Annotated in this window: 13 protein-coding genes; 6 read left to right on the top strand and 7 right to left on the bottom strand. The window is 41.3% G+C overall.

The genetic code is table 11. From position 1 onward, the window contains the following. Positions 1–90: 90 nt before the first annotated feature. Positions 91–735, bottom strand: coding sequence for a pyridoxamine 5'-phosphate oxidase (gene pdxH / locus BACINT_RS11490; RefSeq protein WP_007663162.1), 645 nt, complete (start codon positions 733–735; stop codon positions 91–93). Positions 736–782: 47 nt separating this feature from the next. After that, positions 783–1,718 (bottom strand): fimbrillin family protein, encoded by a 936-nt coding sequence (locus BACINT_RS11485; protein WP_044155216.1) that lies wholly within the window; start codon positions 1,716–1,718, stop codon positions 783–785. Between the two features lie 162 nt (positions 1,719–1,880). Between BACINT_RS11485 and lepA the strand changes: the two genes are divergently transcribed. The 5 genes from lepA (at position 1,881) to BACINT_RS11460 (ending at position 9,130) form a co-directional block, all read left to right on the top strand. Then, complete coding sequence (gene lepA, locus BACINT_RS11480; RefSeq protein WP_007663158.1) at positions 1,881–3,665, top strand: translation elongation factor 4; 1,785 nt, start codon at positions 1,881–1,883, stop codon at positions 3,663–3,665. Between the two features lie 105 nt (positions 3,666–3,770). Beyond that, positions 3,771–4,946: a cation:proton antiporter family protein gene (locus BACINT_RS11475; protein WP_007663156.1), complete on the top strand. Its 1,176-nt coding sequence runs from the start codon at positions 3,771–3,773 to the stop codon at positions 4,944–4,946. A 53-nt stretch (positions 4,947–4,999) separates the two neighbouring features. Further along, a complete protein-coding gene (gene nhaA / locus BACINT_RS11470) occupies positions 5,000–6,319 on the top strand; it encodes a Na+/H+ antiporter NhaA (RefSeq protein ID WP_007663154.1) in 1,320 nt (439 codons plus the stop codon). Positions 6,320–7,037: 718 nt separating this feature from the next. After that, positions 7,038–7,406 carry a BlaI/MecI/CopY family transcriptional regulator gene (locus BACINT_RS11465; protein WP_007663150.1) on the top strand — a complete coding sequence of 123 codons (369 nt, stop codon included), beginning with the start codon at positions 7,038–7,040 and terminating at the stop codon, positions 7,404–7,406. A gap of 32 nt (positions 7,407–7,438) precedes the next feature. Continuing rightward, positions 7,439–9,130: a M56 family metallopeptidase gene (locus BACINT_RS11460; protein WP_044155005.1), complete on the top strand. Its 1,692-nt coding sequence runs from the start codon at positions 7,439–7,441 to the stop codon at positions 9,128–9,130. A 105-nt stretch (positions 9,131–9,235) separates the two neighbouring features. Here BACINT_RS11460 and xpt read toward each other — a convergent pair whose 3' ends face one another. The 5 genes from xpt to BACINT_RS11435 all read right to left on the bottom strand — a co-directional run bounded on the left by xpt (position 9,236) and on the right by BACINT_RS11435 (position 16,816). Next, positions 9,236–9,802 carry a xanthine phosphoribosyltransferase gene (gene xpt / locus BACINT_RS11455; protein ID WP_007663146.1) on the bottom strand — a complete coding sequence of 189 codons (567 nt, stop codon included), beginning with the start codon at positions 9,800–9,802 and terminating at the stop codon, positions 9,236–9,238. 25 nt (positions 9,803–9,827) lie between these two features. Then, on the bottom strand, positions 9,828–11,177 hold the full coding sequence (gene rmuC / locus BACINT_RS11450) for a DNA recombination protein RmuC (protein WP_007663144.1): 1,350 nt from the start codon (positions 11,175–11,177) through the stop codon (positions 9,828–9,830). 2 nt (positions 11,178–11,179) lie between these two features. After that, positions 11,180–12,034 (bottom strand): type I methionyl aminopeptidase, encoded by an 855-nt coding sequence (gene map, locus BACINT_RS11445; protein WP_007663142.1) that lies wholly within the window; start codon positions 12,032–12,034, stop codon positions 11,180–11,182. 118 nt (positions 12,035–12,152) lie between these two features. Further along, positions 12,153–15,575 carry an AAA family ATPase gene (locus tag BACINT_RS11440; protein ID WP_007663141.1) on the bottom strand — a complete coding sequence of 1,141 codons (3,423 nt, stop codon included), beginning with the start codon at positions 15,573–15,575 and terminating at the stop codon, positions 12,153–12,155. 23 nt (positions 15,576–15,598) lie between these two features. Continuing rightward, complete coding sequence (locus BACINT_RS11435; RefSeq protein WP_007663139.1) at positions 15,599–16,816, bottom strand: exonuclease SbcCD subunit D; 1,218 nt, start codon at positions 16,814–16,816, stop codon at positions 15,599–15,601. 221 nt (positions 16,817–17,037) lie between these two features. Between BACINT_RS11435 and BACINT_RS24555 the strand changes: the two genes are divergently transcribed. Continuing rightward, complete coding sequence (locus BACINT_RS24555) at positions 17,038–20,148, top strand: ATP-binding protein (protein ID WP_227073419.1); 3,111 nt, start codon at positions 17,038–17,040, stop codon at positions 20,146–20,148. The last annotated feature ends 66 nt before the right edge of the window (positions 20,149–20,214 follow it).

Raw genomic sequence — 20,214 nt, 5'->3', positions numbered from 1 at the left:
TTGACATTTATCTTATAAAAAGAAGCGTTGATACATTTATATGTTATCAACGCTTCTTTTTATATACTATATTTCATCAGTGAAGGATGTTTAAGGAGCTAGTCTTTCCTGTATCCAGTTGCCATCTTTCTGAAGTATATATTGGATGCGGTCGTGCAGACGGCTTTCCCGCCCTTGCCAAAACTCGAAGCGGGTAGGGGTTACAGCAAAACCACCCCAATTATCGGGACGTTTAATATCGCGGCCTGCCAGCTTGAAGACTTCTTTCACGAAGGCTCGCATAATCTCCATACGGCTGCTTATCACCTGGCTTTGCGGAGATATTCTTGCACCTATCTTGCTTTTATATGGCCTGGTGGCAAAGTAAGTATCCGAAACTTTATCGGGGCATTTTTCGGCTTTGCCTTCAATGTGTACCTGTCTTTCCAATTTGTGCCATACGAAAGAAAGGGAAATATATGGATTGCCTGCTAATTGTTTTCCCTTTCGGCTTTCGTAATTAGTGAAGAATATAAATTGGTTGTTTTCTACCCCTTTCAACAAAACGGTGCGCGTGGAGGGGAACCCTTCTGCTGAAACTGTTGCTACTATCATAGCGGTAGGTTCATCTTCTTTGTGAATGATAGCATCATCTAGCCATTCCACGAATTGCTCAAAAGGATTGTCGTGGATAGTGCATTGTGTCAGCTTGCCTTTGCTGTATTCTCTTCTGATTTCAGATATTGGGGTTTCCATATTTTCTATTTTGTTGTTGTATTTTGATAATAAAGAGTGATCTCCTCTTATTTTTGTATCGGATAAATCGGATTGCCTGATTCGTCTACTTCGGTCCAGTCTTTAATGCTGACATTGGGGAACGATACGGAATTTCCGTCTATAATGGCGCTGAAGACATAAGAAAATCCACCGGCCAGTTTACCCGGGATAGGGATACTTCCGGTATAGGTACGTGGTGTGGTTTCTCCATCTGCGAGAATTTTTAGTGTCATTGACATTGGGGTGGTTGCACGGGTTGGTAAGACAATGGCCTGTGCGAGAAATCCATTCTTGCCCATATTAAGTGGAGTTGTGTCATAAGTGTCGGTTGCTTCGATAATACCGGTTTCTATATCAAGGCTGGCGCCAGGAGTAGGCGGAAGAATAGTTGCCGATACTAAACTGTCAAGCTGTAATCCTTCACCTGCTGACAGGTCAACTACGACCTGAGTAGCTATATGCTGAAAAACAATGGGCATGTGAATTTGTGAAGCTGTGATATCTTGGTCCAGATTTTCCCACCATAAATAATCTACGCCATTCTTTAGCGGAGCCGATATTCCATCGGTTAGACTCGGAGGATAAGTAGAAGAATTTTCTGAAAATGCATACATGTTATAAGAGCCGTTACTCAAATACATTTTGTATCCTTTCATCCCCGTTAATGTACCAGCTGAAACTGTTGAATATAGCCCTTCGGCAAACGGATCATTAAAATTCTTGTCTGTCGTTTCAAAAGCATATATTTGGCTTACTAATCCTTTGGGCATAGGAGACATGGATCTGGTTACCTTACGACTTTCAAGTGAAGCGGAAAATGTGATGAGTATATCTTCTTTTTGTGAGGTTTGTCCGTTACCGGGATCATTGGTTCCGGGGGATGATTCATAAATGATTATTTCATTTTTGGAACATCCTGCAAGTAATAATAAAGAGAATGCTAGAATAACAAATTTTTTCATTTCAGTTATATGGTTTAGGTTATTGTCCATACATAACAGTAGAATGATGGAATAGTTCTGGGATATATAGACATTTACAACTTCGGATATTGAATAAATCACTTTCAAAACCTCATCTTTTTCATTATCTTTGCGCCCGCATTTAATAGATAATTATAGAAGATGAAGAATAATATACGTAACTTTTGCATTATTGCCCACATCGATCATGGTAAGTCTACTTTAGCTGACCGTCTGCTTGAATATACCAACACCATACAGGTGACCGGAGGACAGATGCTGGATGATATGGATCTGGAAAAAGAGAGAGGTATCACCATTAAGAGCCATGCCATTCAGATGGAGTATACGTACAAGGGTGAAAAGTATATTCTGAATCTGATTGATACTCCGGGGCACGTAGACTTTTCGTATGAAGTTTCCCGTTCTATTGCCGCTTGTGAAGGTGCATTGCTGATTGTAGACGCTTCGCAGGGTGTACAGGCACAAACAATCTCCAATCTTTATATGGCAATCGAGCATGATCTGGAAATTATTCCGGTCATCAATAAGTGCGATATGGCGAGTGCCATGCCTGAAGAGGTAGAGGATGAAATCGTAGAGTTGCTTGGCTGCAAGCGCAGTGAGATAATCCGTGCTTCCGGTAAGACGGGTATGGGGGTAGAAGAAATTCTGGCTGCGGTTATCGAGCGTATTCCTCATCCCGAAGGTGATGAGGAAGCACCGTTGCAGGCTTTGATTTTTGACTCTGTATTCAATTCTTTCCGTGGTATCATTGCTTACTTCAAGATAGTAAACGGTGTGATCCGTAAGGGAGATAAGGTGAAATTCTTCAATACCGGTAAAGAATATGATGCTGATGAAATCGGTGTGCTCAAGATGGAAATGGTGGCACGTCAGGAACTGCGTACTGGTGACGTGGGATACATTATTTCCGGTATTAAAACCTCTAAAGAGGTAAAGGTGGGAGATACGATTACTCACATTGCCCGCCCATGTAAAGAAGCTATTGCAGGTTTCGAGGAAGTGAAGCCGATGGTTTTTGCCGGTGTATATCCTATTGAAGCGGAAGACTTTGAAGACTTGCGTTCCTCTTTGGAAAAACTGCAATTGAACGATGCATCACTGACTTTCCAGCCTGAATCCTCGTTGGCGTTGGGCTTCGGATTCCGTTGCGGATTCCTGGGACTGTTGCACATGGAGATTGTGCAGGAGCGACTTGACCGTGAATTTGACATGAATGTGATAACCACTGTGCCGAACGTTTCTTATAATATTTACGATAAACAAGGTCATATGACAGAGGTGCATAACCCTGGAAGTATGCCCGATCCTACTTTGATCGACCATATTGAGGAGCCTTATATCCGTGCTTCCGTTATCACAACCACAGATTATATCGGTCCTATCATGACCTTGTGTCTGGGTAAACGTGGTGAACTGGTGAAGCAGGAATATATTTCCGGTAATCGTGTGGAGATCTATTACGACATGCCTTTGGGAGAAATTGTGATTGACTTTTATGATAAACTGAAAAGTATTTCGAAAGGATATGCCTCTTTTGATTACCATGCCAGTGGTTTCCGTCCGTCCAAGTTGGTAAAACTGGACATCTTGCTGAATGGCGAGCCGGTGGATGCCCTTTCAACACTAACACATTTCGACAATGCGTATGATTTGGGACGCCGCATGTGCGAGAAGCTGAAAGACCTGATCCCGAGACAGCAGTTTGATATTGCTATCCAAGCGGCTATCGGAGCTAAAATCATTTCTCGTGAGACGATTAAGGCAGTACGCAAAGATGTTACGGCGAAATGTTATGGTGGTGACGTCAGTCGTAAGAGAAAGCTGTTGGAAAAGCAGAAGAGAGGAAAGAAACGTATGAAGCAGATTGGTAATGTGGAAGTGCCACAGAAAGCGTTCCTTGCGGTGTTGAAATTAGATTAATATAAAAAATCATAAAAGCAGATTCATATTAGTCTGGGGATTGTTCTCTTTCTGTAGGACTGTCTTGGCAATCCCCTTTGTTTTGAAAATTCTAACTAATAATAAATGAGAAAAGTTCTATCGTTTTCGGCCTTCCTGGTGGTAGGTCTCTTTATAGCGCAGTATCTGCCTGCATGGTCAGGAAGTGATTATAGTACGGTGAAAACCGTATCTAATGTGTTGTTGTATATTTGTCTGGGATTCATTATGATTAATGTGGGACGTGAGTTCGAAGTGGACAAGTCCCGATGGCAAACATACGCAAAAGATTATTTTGTCGCAATGGCTACAGCAGCCATGCCTTGGTTTCTGATTGCTATTTATTATATTTTCGTTTTACTTCCACCGGAATACTGGGATAGTTGGGAGGCATGGAAAGAAAACTTATTGCTGAGTCGTTTTGCAGCTCCTACTTCCGCAGGTATATTATTCACTATGTTGGCGGCTATTGGACTGAAGTCCAGCTGGATCTACAAGAAGATTCAGGTGTTGGCTATCTTTGATGATCTGGATACCATCCTTTTAATGATTCCTTTGCAAATAATGATGATCGGACCGCGCTGGCAGTTGTTGGTTATTATCCTTATCGTCTTTCTGTTGCTTTCTTTCGGTTGGAAGAAACTGAGTAAATATAATATGAGGCAGGATTGGAAAGCCATTCTGTTTTATTCCGTTCTGGTATTTGCTGCCACTCAATCGCTCTATCTTATTACCAAGAACTTATATGGCGAGGATGCCAGCATTCATATTGAGGTATTGCTTCCGGCATTCGTCCTGGGTATGGTCATGAAGCATAAGGATATTGATACGGCTTGGGAACGTAAAGCTTCGACAGGAATTTCATTTATCTTTATGTTCCTGGTAGGTATGAGTATGCCTCCGCTTCAGGGAATCAGCCTTCCCGGCGATATAGGGCTGGCTTCTATAACAGGTTCACAGGAAATGATGCCTTGGGCACTGATTATTGTACATGTGGTTATTGTATCGTTACTTTCCAATGTCGGTAAATTATTCCCGGTATTCTTCTATCGTGATCGTAAGTTGAGTGAACGTCTGGCACTTTCCATTGGTATGTTTACTCGCGGTGAAGTAGGGGCAGGAGTTATTTTTATTGCGTTGGGTTACAATCTGGGTGGTCCGGCATTAGTAATTTCTGTACTTACTATTGTGTTAAATTTAATATTAACAGGTATATTTGTGCTCTGGGTTAAAAAACTGGCATTAATGAGCTATCAGGAATAGCTCATTAACAGCGCCGGGCATTCTTTTGGAAATCTAATACTTAAATCGAACATATGATTATTCTACGTACTGTGAAAAACTTTTCGGCATTGAATGTAGTGGCGAGTATTTTATTATTCCTGACGGCTATTTTGGCAGCTGTTGTTGCCAATTCTTCATTAGCTCCTGTGTATCAGAGCTTCCTGTCGCAAGAGTTGCATTTGCGTATAGGCGATTTTAATCTGCTTTCGCATGGCGGTCATAATCTTACGATGATCGAGTTTATCAATGATTGCTTGATGACGATTTTCTTTCTGGCTGTAGGATTAGAGATAAAACGTGAATTACTGGTTGGCGAATTGTCTTCTTTTCGAAAGGCCATTCTACCATTTATTGCAGCATGCGGGGGAATGATACTTCCGGTTGTAGTTTATTTTCTTCTAGTAAATCCTGATACTCCTGAAACACAAGGTATGGCTATTCCTATGGCTACGGATATTGCTTTTTCCTTAGGAGTACTTAGTTTGTTGGGTAAGCGCGTACCATTGAGCTTGAAGATTTTCCTGACTGCCTTTGCTGTAGTAGATGATATTGGTGGTATTCTGGTGATTGCCATTTTTTATAGTTCTGAAGTTGCTTACGGTTATTTGATTGTGGCTGCCATCCTTTATATCTTTTTGTATTATATGGGCAAGTTTGGTATGACGCAGAAGATATTCTTTCTTTTCTTTGGCATTATTATCTGGTATTTATTCCTGCAATCCGGTATTCACAGTACAATATCCGGTGTGATACTTGCATTTGTTATACCTGCCCGTCCGCGATTGGATGCAGGTAAATATATCCGGCGTATCCGGGCTATTGTCAGTTCTTTCCCGATCGTGCAGTCTGATAATATAGTATTGACAAATGAGCAGATTGCTACATTGAAGCAAGTGGAGCGAGCTTCGGATCGCGTGATAAGCCCTTTACAATCTTTGGAGGATAATCTGCATGGGGTTGTGAATTTTGTTATTCTTCCTTTATTTGCCTTTGCTAATGCGGGAGTGGTTCTTGGCGGTAGTGGAGAAGTTATAGGGAATGTGAGTCTTGCTGTCGGCATGGGGCTTCTTATTGGTAAGTTTCTGGGGATTTACCTTTTCACCTGGCTGACTATCAAAAGTGGACTTACCCGAATGCCTGAAGGTATGAACTGGAAGAATATTGCAGGAGTTTCGCTGTTGGGGGGCATTGGGTTTACAGTGTCATTGTTTATAGCTAATCTTTCTTTTTCCGGTGCTTATCCGGAATTGCTGAATCAGGCTAAATTCGGTGTATTGTGTGGTACTATTATTGCCGGAATACTCGGATATGTGGTGCTGAATCAAGTATTGCCGAAGAAAAAGAAAGTATAAATAAGAGTATGACATATTCTCTTTTTCTATATATCATGTGAATCAGGAGTTGAATTTGATCGGTGCAGAAGGAATAAGAGAGTGTTAAGGTGATAGGGTGATAAAGTAGCTGCGTTCTGTTCAGAAAGGTACTTGTAGCCCGTAGCTCGTAACTGATTCATAATTAACATCGATTGAAAGTGAAATTCACTCCATCCGCTGTTGAGCTAAATTACTTATCTCATTAGAGATAAGTAATGAACTAAATGCAATAGCTAATTCTTTTCTTAGGCATTCCTATGCTTTTTTCCTTCCAACGGTTAGGCTTTTCCATCCGAACGTTTATTCTTTCCACCGTGGAGTTTCTTTCTTTCCACCATGGTGGAAAGAAAGTTTCCCCATGATGGAAAGCAACTTTCTCCATGATGGAAAGAATAAGTACTTACTACAATTTTCCTTAACCGTCGCAGCGAAAAGGAATAAAAGTGGCGATGCGGCGGCTTAACCTCTGAAACTTAATATTATTTATGCGGATCAGGAGTGGGATTGTGTTCATAATCCTGCAATAATGAACAGGATTCAACTCTTGATCCGCATATATAATAATGTGTATTGACTATCTACTAATAATATTAGTTAAACTACTTCTTGTATTAGTTGAATAACTAATAGAATTAGTTGTTTGTTTAAAACTAATTTCTATCTTTGTGCCATTCACCCAAGTAAACTTGAAAAGATTATGAAACGATTAACTGCCAAAGAAGAAGAGATCATGCAAATGTTCTGGGAACATGGTCCGATGTTTGTTCGTGAATTGTTGGCCTTTTATGAGGAGCCTAAACCACATTATAATACCGTATCTACCTTGGTGAGAGGGCTGGAGGACAAAGGATTTGTGAAATACAGGGCTTATGGTAATACGTATCAGTATTATGCGGTTGTTTCCGACAAAGAATATAAGCGTTCTGCACTGAATGATGTGGTGGCTCAATACTATAATAACTCTTATACCAATGTCGTATCTGCATTTATTGAAGAAGAAGGTATGTCGGTAGACGAGTTAAAAGCGTTGATCGCGGAAATAGAAAGTAAAAAGTCGAGCAGATAGAAATAGAGTTATACTCGGAAAATAAATAGATCATGGGAACTATATTGTTTTATATATTTGAGTCTACCTTATGCCTGACAATCCTGTACCTTCTGTTCAGATTGTTTTTCAGGAAAGATACGCTGTTTCGTACGAACCGTTATTTACTGTTGATGGGAACAGTGGCATGCACATTACTCCCATTGCTGCAAATAGATGTTCCTCAATATACAACTTTGCAGTTGCCGATAACTGCCGTAAGACATTTATTGACTGAAAAAGAAGTGAATATTGAAAGAAAAGGAGGCGTTGATGAAAAACATTTGTCAGGAGAAGCAAACCTTTTTATGACAGGGAAAGGAGAGGATACAGAAGAAAATCATGCCAATGTGATTCATGCTATCCCTGTGACTTTACTGTTAGGTGGTTGTTATTTTATTGGAGCTTTGGTTGTACTTACCTTTCTTTTGTTTTCTACTGTCCGTATGCGCCGGCTCATTCATAGTTACCCCGCCTGTAATTATGGGAAATATAAATTGATTATCTGCCCTGAGAAGATCGTTTCTTTCAGTTGGGGGAATATGATTGTTCTGTCACAAGAAGATTATGAACGGAATCCCGGAGAAATCTTGTTGCATGAACAAATGCACCTGCAACATAGGCATACATTGGATTTACTTTGGATGGAATGTATCCTGATATTCCATTGGTTCAATCCTGCCGCATGGCTCCTGATGCGTGAACTTCGTGAAGTGCACGAGTATGAAGCCGATAATGGCGTTATTAATAATGGCATCGATGCAACAGAATATCAACTTTTGTTAGTGAAAAAATCCGTAGGTACAAGGCTCTACTCTATGGCTTGTGGATTCAATCACAGCAAACTTAAAAATCGTATCACTATGATGTTAAAAAGAAGAACAAACAATTGGGCACGTTTGAAGCTATTGCTTTTTGTGCCTGTAGCTGCTGGGACGCTTTATGCTTTTGCGCGACCAGAAGTGAAGAAAACAATGGGACAGGCGATAAACACGCCTGTGAGTGTGAAACAAAATTCGGTTCAGGAGAGCGAATTGCAACAGTTGGAAGCATTTTTCGAGCGTAAGGCAGAAGATGCTGTGGGTGGAAAGAAGGAGTATCAGATTGAAAACCCGACGGGAACTTTTTATAGTTTCTTTGTGAACATGAATAATAAGATGATGCTGAATCAGGAGTTGATTAAGGAATATGATGTGGAAACCTTGTCAGTCCGCCTTAAGGATCTCTTGAGGAAAGAGTATCGGAAAGTTGCGAATACGGACAAAAAATGGATTCCCGGCTTATTTGTAAGGTACGACCGTGGTTCATCATCCACTGCTATCACTTCTTATCTGCGTACCATAAAAGAGGCTTATCTACAAGTTCGTGGAGAAATTTCCAAAGAATTGGGCGGAGTTTCCGAGGCTCGTTTGGATAGTTTGCTTCCTATATTCGTTTCTTTTGGAGAACCTAAGGTTTACAGTTCTAAATATAAGACGGCTTCGGATGTATTTTTACCTATAGAAGTATCTTTGTATCCGAGAGGAGGTATAAGCGCAGTGATAAAGAATCCTTCTCTTCAGGAATTGGAATTAAAGCTAAAGGATTACAAAACGATTGCCAATAGCGTTGGATTATCAGTGGGACTGAAGTTTGATAAAGATGTAACTATGGGAATAGTGCAAGATGTGAAAGAAGTTATTCGGAAAACTTTATCCGATAAATAATGCTTTACTGAATTGAGATATACCCCAGCTATTAATTTACAGCCGAATTCGTTCATGAATCAACGAGCCGGCTGTAAGTTAATAGATGTATGATGAAATATATTTTTATCTAATCTTTATTTCGCAATTATCCAGACTTTCAATAATCGCCAGGGATTCCACATGTATACCTTGCTCACGCAGTTCATCTCCTCCATGTTGAAAAGCCTTTTCTATAATGAAGCCCATACCTACCAGTTCGGCACCGGCCTGTTTCACAAGCTCCATAATACCTTTGGCTGCATTTCCATTGGCTAGGAAATCGTCTATAAAGAGTACCCGGTCGCCCGGACGAAGAAAATCTTCACTGACACATACATCATACGAGCGTTGTTTGGTGAAAGAATAAACAGAGGTCACCAACATATTTTCCATGGTACTGGGCTTTTTCTTTTTGGCGAAAACTACGGGTAGTTCCAATAGATAACCTACCATGATGGCAGGAGCAATGCCACTGGCCTCTACTGTGATAATTTTGTTGATTGGGGTAGAGGCAAAGCGTCTGATAAACTCCACACCGATAGATTTCATCAAAATAGGGTCCATTTGGTGATTGATGAAATTGTCTACTTTCAGTATGCCTCCCGGGTAGCATTTCCCATCCTTCAGGATACGGTCTTTCAGTATTTTCATGTTTTATATATCTTATTTTGAATGTCTATTTCATTGGTTCGGTTTCCTCTTCTTCTGATTCTTCTTCCTGAGGCAGCAACCTTGCTGATATCCGTTTTTTAGGAGTAAGACTCATGTTACGCAGAAGTTCTGCTTGCCTTACCACACTACCGTTGCCATCAGAGAGCTGGTTGTATGCCTTGTCATAATCTCTCTGCATCCCGTTCAGACTGTCGCCGATACGCAGGAAAGTATCTGTAAATCCGGCAATCTTTTCGTAAAGCAACGTTCCTCTTTTGATGATATCCTGCACGTTCTTTACTTGATTTTCCCGTTTCCAGAGGTCGAGAGAGAGGCGGAGTGCGCTGATCAGATTGGTAGGGCTCATTAATACCACCTTCTTTTTATAAGCATACTCCCATAAATTAGTATCCGCTTTAATGGCTGTCAGATAGGCTGCTTCAGTGGGAATAAACATCATTACAAAGTCCGGTGCTTTAGCGTCATAATGTGAGTAATCCTTCTGACTGAGTTCATCGACGTGAGCTCGTACCGATTGCAGATGTGCCTTTAGCCAGCGTGCCTCTTCATCTTTATTTTCGGCCGAATTATAAGCAGCATAGGCAGTTAGCGACACTTTAGAGTCGATAATCATTTCCCGGTCGTCCGGATACCTAACAATAATATCCGGCTGCATTTTCTGACCGCTTTCTTCATTGGTCAGCATTTCACCTTGCTCGTTTTTTAGGAATTCCTGACGGAAGTAGTGTTCACCTTCTATCAACCCGGAGGCTTGCAACAGGCGTTCCAGTATCATTTCTCCCCAGTTACCCTGTATCTTGGAGTCACCTTTCAAAGCACGGGTCAGGTTGTTGGCATCCTCACTGATGCGATTATTCAATTCTACCAGATCCTTGATGCGTTCTTCCAAAGAAAAACGTTGTTTTGACTCTTTGTCATACACTTGTTCCACCTTTTCCCGGAAGTCTTTTAGGTTTTCTCCCAAGGGACGGAGCAAATTGTTGAGATGTTCTGAATTTAGCTTAGTAAAATCCTCTGCCTTACTCTTGAAAATCCGGTTGGAGAGATTTTCGAACTCTGTGCTCATACGTTTGTGTAAGGCTTCCGCTTCTTCTACTTGCAATTTCAGGCGCTCTTCCCATTGTTTCTGTTGTTCTGCCAATCTCAGATTGAAAGATTTTTCCTGCTCTGCCAGCCGTTCGGTTGTTATGGCTTTTTCACGTGAAATCCGTTCTTCTACCGTACGATTCAGTAACTCCTCGCGTTCGCGGGTGGCTTGCAGTTGTGCGGATAGGGCAGCACTTTTTCGTCCGGCTATTAAGTAACCTATGCCGGCACCTACGATGAGTCCGATAATCAGGAAAACAATATCCATGCTTATTCAGTCAGTATTTCGTTGCCATTCTCAGTAATCAAAATCATGCTTTCCCACTGTGCTGAGGGGAGCCCGTCGTCAGTGCAGACTGTCCATCCGTCGGCTTCATCAATGAAGACTTCATAAGTTCCCATATTTATCATCGGTTCGATGGTGAAAGTCATTCCCGGAACGATAAGCATTCCCGTACCGCGCTTGCCAAAGTGTTCTACGTCCGGTTCTTCATGGAACTTAATTCCTACACCGTGCCCGCACAAATCGCGTACTACACTATATCCGTTTTTCTCGGCATGCTCCTGAATGGCTGCGCCTACATCTCCGAGGCGTGCCCAAGGTTGTGCTGTCTGTACGCCTATGTCACGACATTCTTTTGCCACTTGTACCAGGCGTTGCAGTTCCGGTTTCACTTCTCCAATCATGTACATGCGTGAAGCATCCGAGAAATATCCTTTATAAATAGTCGAAACATCCACGTTCACAATATCTCCGTTACGCAGAAACTCTTTGGTACTCGGTATACCATGGCATACGACATCATTGATGCTTGTACATACACTTTTAGGGAAACCTTCGTACATGAAAGGGGCCGGAATGGCATCATGATCTGTGGTAAATTCATATACCATATGATCTATTTCTGCTGTCGACATCCCTTCACGGATATTTGCCGAGATATAATCCAGCAATGCAGTATTGATTTTTGCGCTTTCACGAATACCTGCCAATTGCTCCTCAGTACGCAATAAATGGCGTGACGGTAATTTGTAGCCTTCCTTTTTATAGTGCTGAATTTTTTCTTCTACTTCGTCGGAATAATTTTTAGGAGCAAACCGGACTCCTTTTATGAACTTTTTCATTGTCTTCTTCTATTAATAGTTGCTACAAAAATAGGTAATAATATAGTAATTATGAATTTTAAATTATAAATTATGAATTGCCGTGCGGATGATTGCGCAGCCATTCATAATTTATAGTTCACAATTCATAATTCGAAATTTTAATCTCACTTCTCGAATTATCGATTCGCTTTACCTGAATTTGGGTTTTGATCCGTTCACGCAGCCCTTCTACATGACTGATGATGCCTACTTTCTTGCCACCCATTTGGTGTAGCTTTTCCAAAGTATCCATCACTGTATTCAGATAATCGCTGCTCAGTGTTCCAAATCCTTCATCGATAAACAGTGTATCTACTGACAGGCTGTGGCGGCTGAGGGCAGAGAGTCCTAAGGCGAGTGATAAAGATACCAGAAAGCTCTCTCCGCCGGACAGGGTGCAGGCTGGACGTGGTGTGCCTCCCTGATAAAAATCGCGTAGCAAGATAGTGAGTGAACCAGCCTGGCACTCCAATTCGTAGCGCTTGGTGAGATGTTGCAGGTAGAAATTTGCTCCATTGAGCAACTCTTTCAGTACAAAACTTTGTGCGATGTTTCGGAAATTCTTTCCTTTCTCGTCACCAAAGTGATGGCAAAGACGGTCCCATTTCAAGTACACTTCCCGTAATTCGTCCGCACGTTTCTTCTCGTCCTTTATCCGGGCGATGTTCTTGGTGTTTTCTTCCAATTGGATTTTCAGCCGTATGAGGGCCTGATTGCTTACTGCAATTTTCTCATCTAAAGCTATGATAAGGCTGTCCAGACTTTCAAGGTTTTCTTCCTTTGCCATCTCCGGTTTCTTGCTTTGGTGCTCTTCCAGTTGTCTGGTTGTTAGCTTGAAAGCGGTTTGTGCGGCTAATTCTTCGTTTTTAAGCCTTTGTTGACCGATACGCAAGTTCTCTATTTGCTCGCTAGAGTAGGAGGAAAGAGCTATGAGGCGTACTTCGTTCATATCTGGATGTATAGTATAGAACACTGTAAGGTTGGCTTGCAGCTCGTCGATGTTTTTTCGGATAGATGAGATATTTTGTTTCAATCCGCTGACTTCAGAGTTCAGGGTATTCCATGCCATTCCCAGATTTTTGATCTCCATCCTTTCCTCTATTGGCAGGTTTTTCCATTCGGGAAATGCTGTGCAGATCAGATTCTGCGTTGCTGATACACTGTCCAGCTCTTTCTCTATGAGGGAAATGGTTGTTTTTAATTCCGATTGCCTGTCCTGTGCCAGTTTATAATGTACTGTAGACTTTTGTAAGCGTTCGATAAATGAGGTAGGATCAGTACTCCATTCTGTTTGCCATCCTTCCCAAAGAATAAGTGGGCTAACACGTTCCAGTGTGGTGCGAATGATGTCCTTTTCACTTTCGATTAGCGAATGTTTATTAGTGATGTCATTTTTCAGTTTCGTCAGATTCTTGTCAGCAGTATCGAAAGCATTTCGGGCGGCCTCCACTATTTTCTGATGTTCATCTTTTAAGTACTGCAATCGGGAGATATTGTTGGAAAGGATTTGTACTTCGTTCAATCTGGCATTGATGTCTTCAAGGTGCTGTTTATTTTCTTGAATTTGTCTTTCCAGGATATCTCTGGTATCATTTGAGATTATTAGAATATTACACTGACGGCATGTTTCTTCAGCTTCAGTTTGAATAAATTCATATCCTTTCCGGGCTTTATCTGTTGCCAGACGACTCTCTGCTATCATATCCTCATAAGTTCTGGTCTCCGTCCGGTTACTATTCAAAGTTTGTTCTGCTTCCTTGTATTCTTTCTCTTTTGTCTCCAGCGATTGCCGGATAGGGGCAAGTACAGACTGAAAATCTTCATCCTTGCTGAGTGATTCTATCTTTTGACCACATACCGGGCACATATCTCCTACAGAAAGACGGGTACGGGCTTCTTGTGCCCACTCTTCCACAGCTTCTTTTTGTTTGTCGTAGAGCATTTTGATCTCATCGTAGGCTTTCTTTTTAGTGTCGAACCTGTTTTCTAGTTCTTTGTATTGTTTTTTGCTGGTTTGCAGCTTTAGTTCCAGAGATTTTAGGTTTTCTTCTGCTATGTTCAGGGCTGCTTTTTTCTCTCCTAATAGTATCAGGGCATTTTGGGCTTTTAGCAACTTTTCCTTAGTCGTTTCCAATGCATGCTTCTTTTCCTGTAGGACATTTCGATTCATGGATTCAAGCTGGGCATTCAATAAGTTTATCTCTTGCTGCTTAATCTGATTTTCTTCATTTTTCCGGTTGAAGTCATTTTTCTTATTCGTGCGTTCTTGCTCCCGGATAGGCTGCTGCCGGGACAATTCTGCTATTTGTTTTTTGTAGGCAGCGATGCGTGAATGAGCAGAAAGCACAGCATTCAGGTCTGTAACGATGGACTGACTTTGCTCGAACATAGGTAGGAGCGGGGCGTGAGCTTGCAAATATTCTTCGGCAAGTATTAGTTTTGCTTGCAATTCTTTCAGATTTTCCTTCAGCCAGGAACAACCACTACTGAGGTAGATGAAACTCTTTTTCAACTTTTCAGTTTGCTCTCTGTCTTTTTTCTGTTGCTGTTGTTGCTGTTTGAGAGAAAATAACCAGTTACGGGCATCTGCAGTATTATTCCAGTCTTTTATCAATAGTTCTTTTTGCAGGAAGTCATCCGATTGCAATTGTTCCTTTTTCGTTTCCCAGTTCTTTTGTTGGTTTTCTTGAGTGAGGATAAGCTCAGCAAACCGCTTCAGCCAGTCACGTTTCAGGACTGCTATATTCTTTTGTATGGTATTTCCATTGATTTCAGCATTTAGCGTAGTTGTAGTTTCGGAAATTTCATTTATCTCTTCATCAGTCAGCACATGGATACCTTCCAGTTTTTGGTTCTGATTCTCATATTCTATGCGTTTCTCTTTGGTGATGGCGTAAATCTTTGCACCTATTTCAGAATAGATTCCGGTACCTGTCAGTTTCTCCAGGATATCCGATTTTTCACTTTCCTTACTCTGAAGAAATTTGGTAAAATCTCCTTGTGCCAGGAGAGTAGTACGGCAGAATTGCTCAAAACTTAACCCTACGGCTGCTTGTATTTCGGATTTTATCTCATTTTTCTTAGTGATTTGGAGATTCGTTTTCCGGTTCTCTAATGTCCACTTTGCATCTTGAATGGCACCCGATGCTTTTCGGTGTGCACGGGCTACGTACCACTTGGCAATATAAGGTATCTCGTTTGAACCGGTGAACTCCAGTTCCGTCCACGCCTCGTTGGTATTTCTGCGCATCAATTGGCGGCTGTCGTTTATTGACACATCCTCTTTCTTGGAAGAAAAAGTTTGCCCTATGTCCCTGTACTTTTCGTTTTCTGCCCGTTCCATGCGCGGCGTTTCATTGTAGAGTGCCAAGCAAATTGCATCGAGTAATGTTGTTTTGCCGGCACCCGTTTCCCCACAAATCAGAAACAGGGATTCTTCGCTCAGTGGTCCATTCTCAAAGTCGATCACAGCATCTTCTATGGATGCCAGATTTTTTATAGTCAGTTTTTGAAGTTTCATGATTCACTACAGATTATAGGGAATTAATGCAGAATGCTTTTCTCTTTTACCTTTTGTACTACGCTATTCATCAGTTCGCAGAGTTCCTCATCCATTTCTTTTCCTTCTGCTTCCTGAAAATAAAGTTTTGCTATTTCCAATGGGGACATTTCCTGCATTTCCTGAATAGAGATATGCTTGGTTTCATCATCTGAAGTATGCTTCTCCCGATTGGGCTTGATATAGCAGAATTTGCAGTTCTTCCCTTTTACCGCGTTCGATGCACGTTCGTTGCAGTCGGGCGCCAGATAGTCTTTTATCAGAACATTCAAGCGGATATAAGCCGGTTTGTCATCCGGGTATTCCTCCAGCTGTTTTATAGCTTCTTCAAAATCTACAGCTTCCTTGGGTAGCGTGATGAGTGGCATCGGATTCTCTATTTCAATTGTTTTGATCTGAGGTGCTTTTTCTCTTTGTATTTCAACAATGGAAACAGAATGTGGATAAGCCTCGTCGAAGCTGACAGGCAGGGGAGTGCCACAATACCGTGCACAATGCCTGCTTCCTTTAATGTTCTGTGGGCAATGGATGTGACCGAGTGCCAGATAATCGTATCCTCCACCCATTGCATTGATAGGGACATATTCTATTCCGCCTACGGTTTCATCATGTCCCGTTTGGTCACTGCCTTCTATGGAAAGGTGCGCCATCAATACAACAGGCAGTTTTTCCGCATTCATTTTCTCTACTTCATCCTGCAATGCTTGGAAAAAGCGTGTCTGCCGTTCTTCGCGGGGTGTTTCTGTGTCCAGTATCGGGAAATTCTGCGGATAGACGTGAGGTACGGCTATAATATATCCTTTTAGTATTCCTCTTTCATCTTTCACTTCCACGATATGTTTTTCCAGATTAACTTCTTCCTGGTTTCGTTCTATGTTTCCTACTACCTTTACACCGAAATGGTTCCACAGACTACTGTCTATCTCTAATTTCGAACTGCTGTCGTGGTTTCCGGCAGTTACTACAATTGTCATTCCGGGGCATGCCCTGTGAATTTCGAGCATACCGTCTGTGTACATCTTCTGGGTACTTGCCGATGGGGTGGAGTAGTGGTAGATGTCTCCGCTGACTACCATTGCATCTGGTTTTTCTTCTGCAACAATGCGGGTGAGTTGTTTCAGGAATGCTTGTTGCTCGCGACTGCGGTCATAGTTGTATAGTGTATGTCCCAGATGCCAGTCGCTGGTATGAAGTATTTTCATGATTTTACTATTTTATTTTTTCAAATGTACATAGAATATGGAAGATACGCAATTCTCTTTAAAAATCTCTTTACTAAAAACTGGGAATTCTCTGATTTTTAATTAGTTTTGCAATCTAATTTCTCTATGATGTAGGCCTTTTGTTCCTTGTGTGGTAAAGAATGGATACACTTGTAGACTAAACTGTAATTCCGATGAAATATTTGCAAATAATAATCAGAGTGTTTATTATATTGGTTGTTTTTCTTTTGAATGCTGTTAATGTATTTGGCGAAGTCTCCTCGGCATTTAAACCCGGAAATGAAGATAGGATATTGATTCTCAATGCATACAGCGGATCTTCCCGTTGGAGTAACGATTTTATTATCCCCATTTATAATTCTTATCAACATAAAAACTCTCCTTATGTAGTGGATGTGGAACACATGGGAGGGCAATTTATGCACCTGCAAAATACGGAAGATTTATCAGAATACAAAGAAAACCTTTTTGGAAAATATGCAGACAATCCTCCGAAACTCTTGCTCCTCTTGGGTAGTGCCTCTTGGGGCTTGCTGAAAGAGAGTATAGAAAGGCAATGGAAAGATGTTCCCGTTATTCTCTGCACCGAGACGGATTATGTAGGGCCACAAGAGGCCTACTTGCACAGGCGAGCCATTGCGGCGGAAGAGAGAACACCTCTGACAGATTATCAAGGCAATCTGTCGCTGACTGTCTTTCATGTGCCTGCTTATCTTAAAGAAACTGTTCTGTTAATGCAGAATCTGATGCCTGAAATGGATGAACTTATCTTCTTGTCGGATGCCCGTTACATAAGTGCTCAGTTCCGTTCGGATTTAAAAGAGATTGTGAATAAAGACTTTCCGGAGCTTGAAATAAAAGATTATGTTGCTGGTGAAATGACTACCGATGAATTGGCTGATTCACTGGCCCATGCAGAGGAGAATAGTGGTGTTCTCTTTTGTTCATGGTATCAGGAAAATGCTCAAAAAGGGAATGCTGTATTGACCAATAATATTTCCAGAATCCTCAGCTATTATTCTTCTTCACCTATTCTTTCATTGGATAATACCGGATTGCAACGGAATGGTTTGGTAGGTGGTTACTTTTTTGATGAGAAGACAATCGGAAGGAAAATTACGGAAATAACTGCCGGCGTTTTATCTGATAATAACTCGAAAGGCATTCATGTGGTGAATTGTGGAACTCCCACTCCTATGTTCAACTATTACGATCTTACAGAAGCCGGATTGTCACCTAAGTTGTGCCCTTCTAATTCTGTTTTTTATATGATGCCTCCTTCTTTCTGGGAGCAACACAAATACAGTGTTATTTGGGGAATTACCACAATTCTGATTTTGTTTATGTGGATGTGGTTGTGGTGGTTGTATAAGAGCAGAAGAAAGCAAGCCGAACAGATAAAGTTGATGACCAGCTATCACAGTTTGTTTGAGAATATGCCCATCGTTTATTTGAAGCAACAGCTGGTTTATGATTCTGCCGGAAAGATTGTAGACTACATCACAGTGGAAGCAAATCCCCGCTTTGAGAAATACTTCAAGTCTATGGGGGAGGTCATTGGTAAAAGAGGAAGTGAAGCAGATCCGAAAGGTTTTGAAAGGATGTGTCACCTCTATAGTATGGTCAACTCTACTCAAAAGGAGCTTTCATACCAATACTATTACGAAAATATAGGCAATTATTTCAATGTAATTCTGACGCCCTCTAAACATAAGGGATACGTTGATGTATTCTGTGTGGACAATACCGAGTTAGCCGAGACACAACAGATGTTACGATCTGCTAATCATAAATTATCAATGTCGCTGGACGTGGCTAATATTGTTCCCTGGAAATGGGATTTGGAGAAAGGTACTATGCTTTGTGACGTAAACCGTCCGGTAGAGCTTAGCCATGATGATAGCATGATGAACGAGGAGCAACTTTCCGTACCCGACTACCAATATTTTGCCAAAATTTGTAAGGAAGACAGAGACCGGGTAAAGAGAGCTTATAAGGAGTTGACGGAAGGTAATGTTTCTAAGATCAGAGAAGAATATCGCGTGATAGTTCGTAAGAATGGAATATCGCGTTATGAATGGGTTGAGGCTCAGGCCACTGTGGATAAGAGGGATGAAAAAGGTAATCCGATTACTTTGGTAGGTTCTTCTCTCGTGATAACCGGACGAAAGAAAATGGAAGAAGATCTGATTACGGCAAAGGAGAAAGCTGAAGAATCAAATCGTCTGAAGTCTGCTTTCCTGGCCAATATGAGTCATGAAATACGTACTCCGCTCAATGCTATTGTCGGCTTTTCCAGTATCTTGGCAGATACGGAAGAACAGGAGGAGAAAGAGGAGTATATCAATATTATTGAGAATAATAATACGCTATTGTTGCAACTGGTTGGAGACATTCTGGAGCTTTCTAAGATTGAATCCGGAACATTGGAATTTGTATTTTCCGATTTAGATCTGAATGCATTGTTTAAGGAGATAGAAGAATCTGCCCAACTTCGTCAGAAGAATGAAGCTGTCCCCATCCGATATATACCGGAAATGCCGGACTGTACTGTAAATATCGAGAGGAACAGGCTGACGCAGGTTATGACGAATATGCTTAATAATGCTATGAAGTTTACTTATAGTGGAAGCGTCACTTTCGGTTATCGACTGAAGGATACTGATTCCCTTTATTTTTATGTTACGGATACGGGATGTGGAATTGAAGAGGATAAGAAAGATACTGTTTTTGGTCGTTTCGTGAAACTCGATTCTTTTTCTCAAGGTACAGGATTGGGGTTGTCTATCTGCCAGAGTGTTGTCGAGAATTTGGGTGGTAGCATAGGCGTTGAATCGGAACCTGGCAAGGGCTCTACTTTCTGGTTCACTCTTCCTTATCATCCAGTGGAACTCAAGTCGACGAGAGAACAGAAAGAACACCGGTTAAGTAAAGTAGAGAAACTCACCGTTTTAATAGCTGAAGATAATGAAAGCAATTTCTTGTTATTTGAATCTATCCTGAAACGTAAATATAACATTCTTCATGCTTGGGATGGGGAAGAGGCAGTAGAATTATTTAAGAAATACAATCCTCATTTGATATTGATGGATATCAATATGCCTAAAAAAACTGGCTACGAGGCTACGCAGATCATACGTGAAATATCGCCGACTGTTCCTATCATGGCAGTAACGGCTTATGTCTATGCAGAAGATGAGGAACGCATCCTGAATAGTGGTTTCGATGCGTATACTTCTAAACCTATCAATGCACAGAAATTGCAGAGTGATATTGTAGATTTGCTTAAGAAGCAGTTGATCTTCATGTAATCTTATTCCGAAATTGAGCATAAAATAGAGCTGTACTGTATCCTAAAGGCAGGATAATACAGTACA

Source organism: Bacteroides intestinalis DSM 17393 (assembly GCF_000172175.1).
Taxonomy (GTDB): Bacteria; Bacteroidota; Bacteroidia; order Bacteroidales; family Bacteroidaceae; genus Bacteroides; species Bacteroides intestinalis.
This window is presented reverse-complemented; position numbering and strand designations above follow the sequence as displayed.

Bases quoted from the DNA above. Each gene is read 5' to 3' on its own strand.
- pdxH (WP_007663162.1), bottom strand. From the start codon at position 735: ATGGAAACCCCAATATCTGAAATCAGAAGAGAATACAGCAAAGGCAAG.
- BACINT_RS11485 (WP_044155216.1), bottom strand. From the start codon at position 1,718: ATGAAAAAATTTGTTATTCTAGCATTCTCTTTATTATTACTTGCAGGA.
- lepA (WP_007663158.1), top strand. From the start codon at position 1,881: ATGAAGAATAATATACGTAACTTTTGCATTATTGCCCACATCGATCAT.
- BACINT_RS11475 (WP_007663156.1), top strand. From the start codon at position 3,771: ATGAGAAAAGTTCTATCGTTTTCGGCCTTCCTGGTGGTAGGTCTCTTT.
- nhaA (WP_007663154.1), top strand. From the start codon at position 5,000: ATGATTATTCTACGTACTGTGAAAAACTTTTCGGCATTGAATGTAGTG.
- BACINT_RS11465 (WP_007663150.1), top strand. From the start codon at position 7,038: ATGAAACGATTAACTGCCAAAGAAGAAGAGATCATGCAAATGTTCTGG.
- BACINT_RS11460 (WP_044155005.1), top strand. From the start codon at position 7,439: ATGGGAACTATATTGTTTTATATATTTGAGTCTACCTTATGCCTGACA.
- xpt (WP_007663146.1), bottom strand. From the start codon at position 9,802: ATGAAAATACTGAAAGACCGTATCCTGAAGGATGGGAAATGCTACCCG.
- rmuC (WP_007663144.1), bottom strand. From the start codon at position 11,177: ATGGATATTGTTTTCCTGATTATCGGACTCATCGTAGGTGCCGGCATA.
- map (WP_007663142.1), bottom strand. From the start codon at position 12,034: ATGAAAAAGTTCATAAAAGGAGTCCGGTTTGCTCCTAAAAATTATTCC.
- BACINT_RS11440 (WP_007663141.1), bottom strand. From the start codon at position 15,575: ATGAAACTTCAAAAACTGACTATAAAAAATCTGGCATCCATAGAAGAT.
- BACINT_RS11435 (WP_007663139.1), bottom strand. From the start codon at position 16,816: ATGAAAATACTTCATACCAGCGACTGGCATCTGGGACATACACTATAC.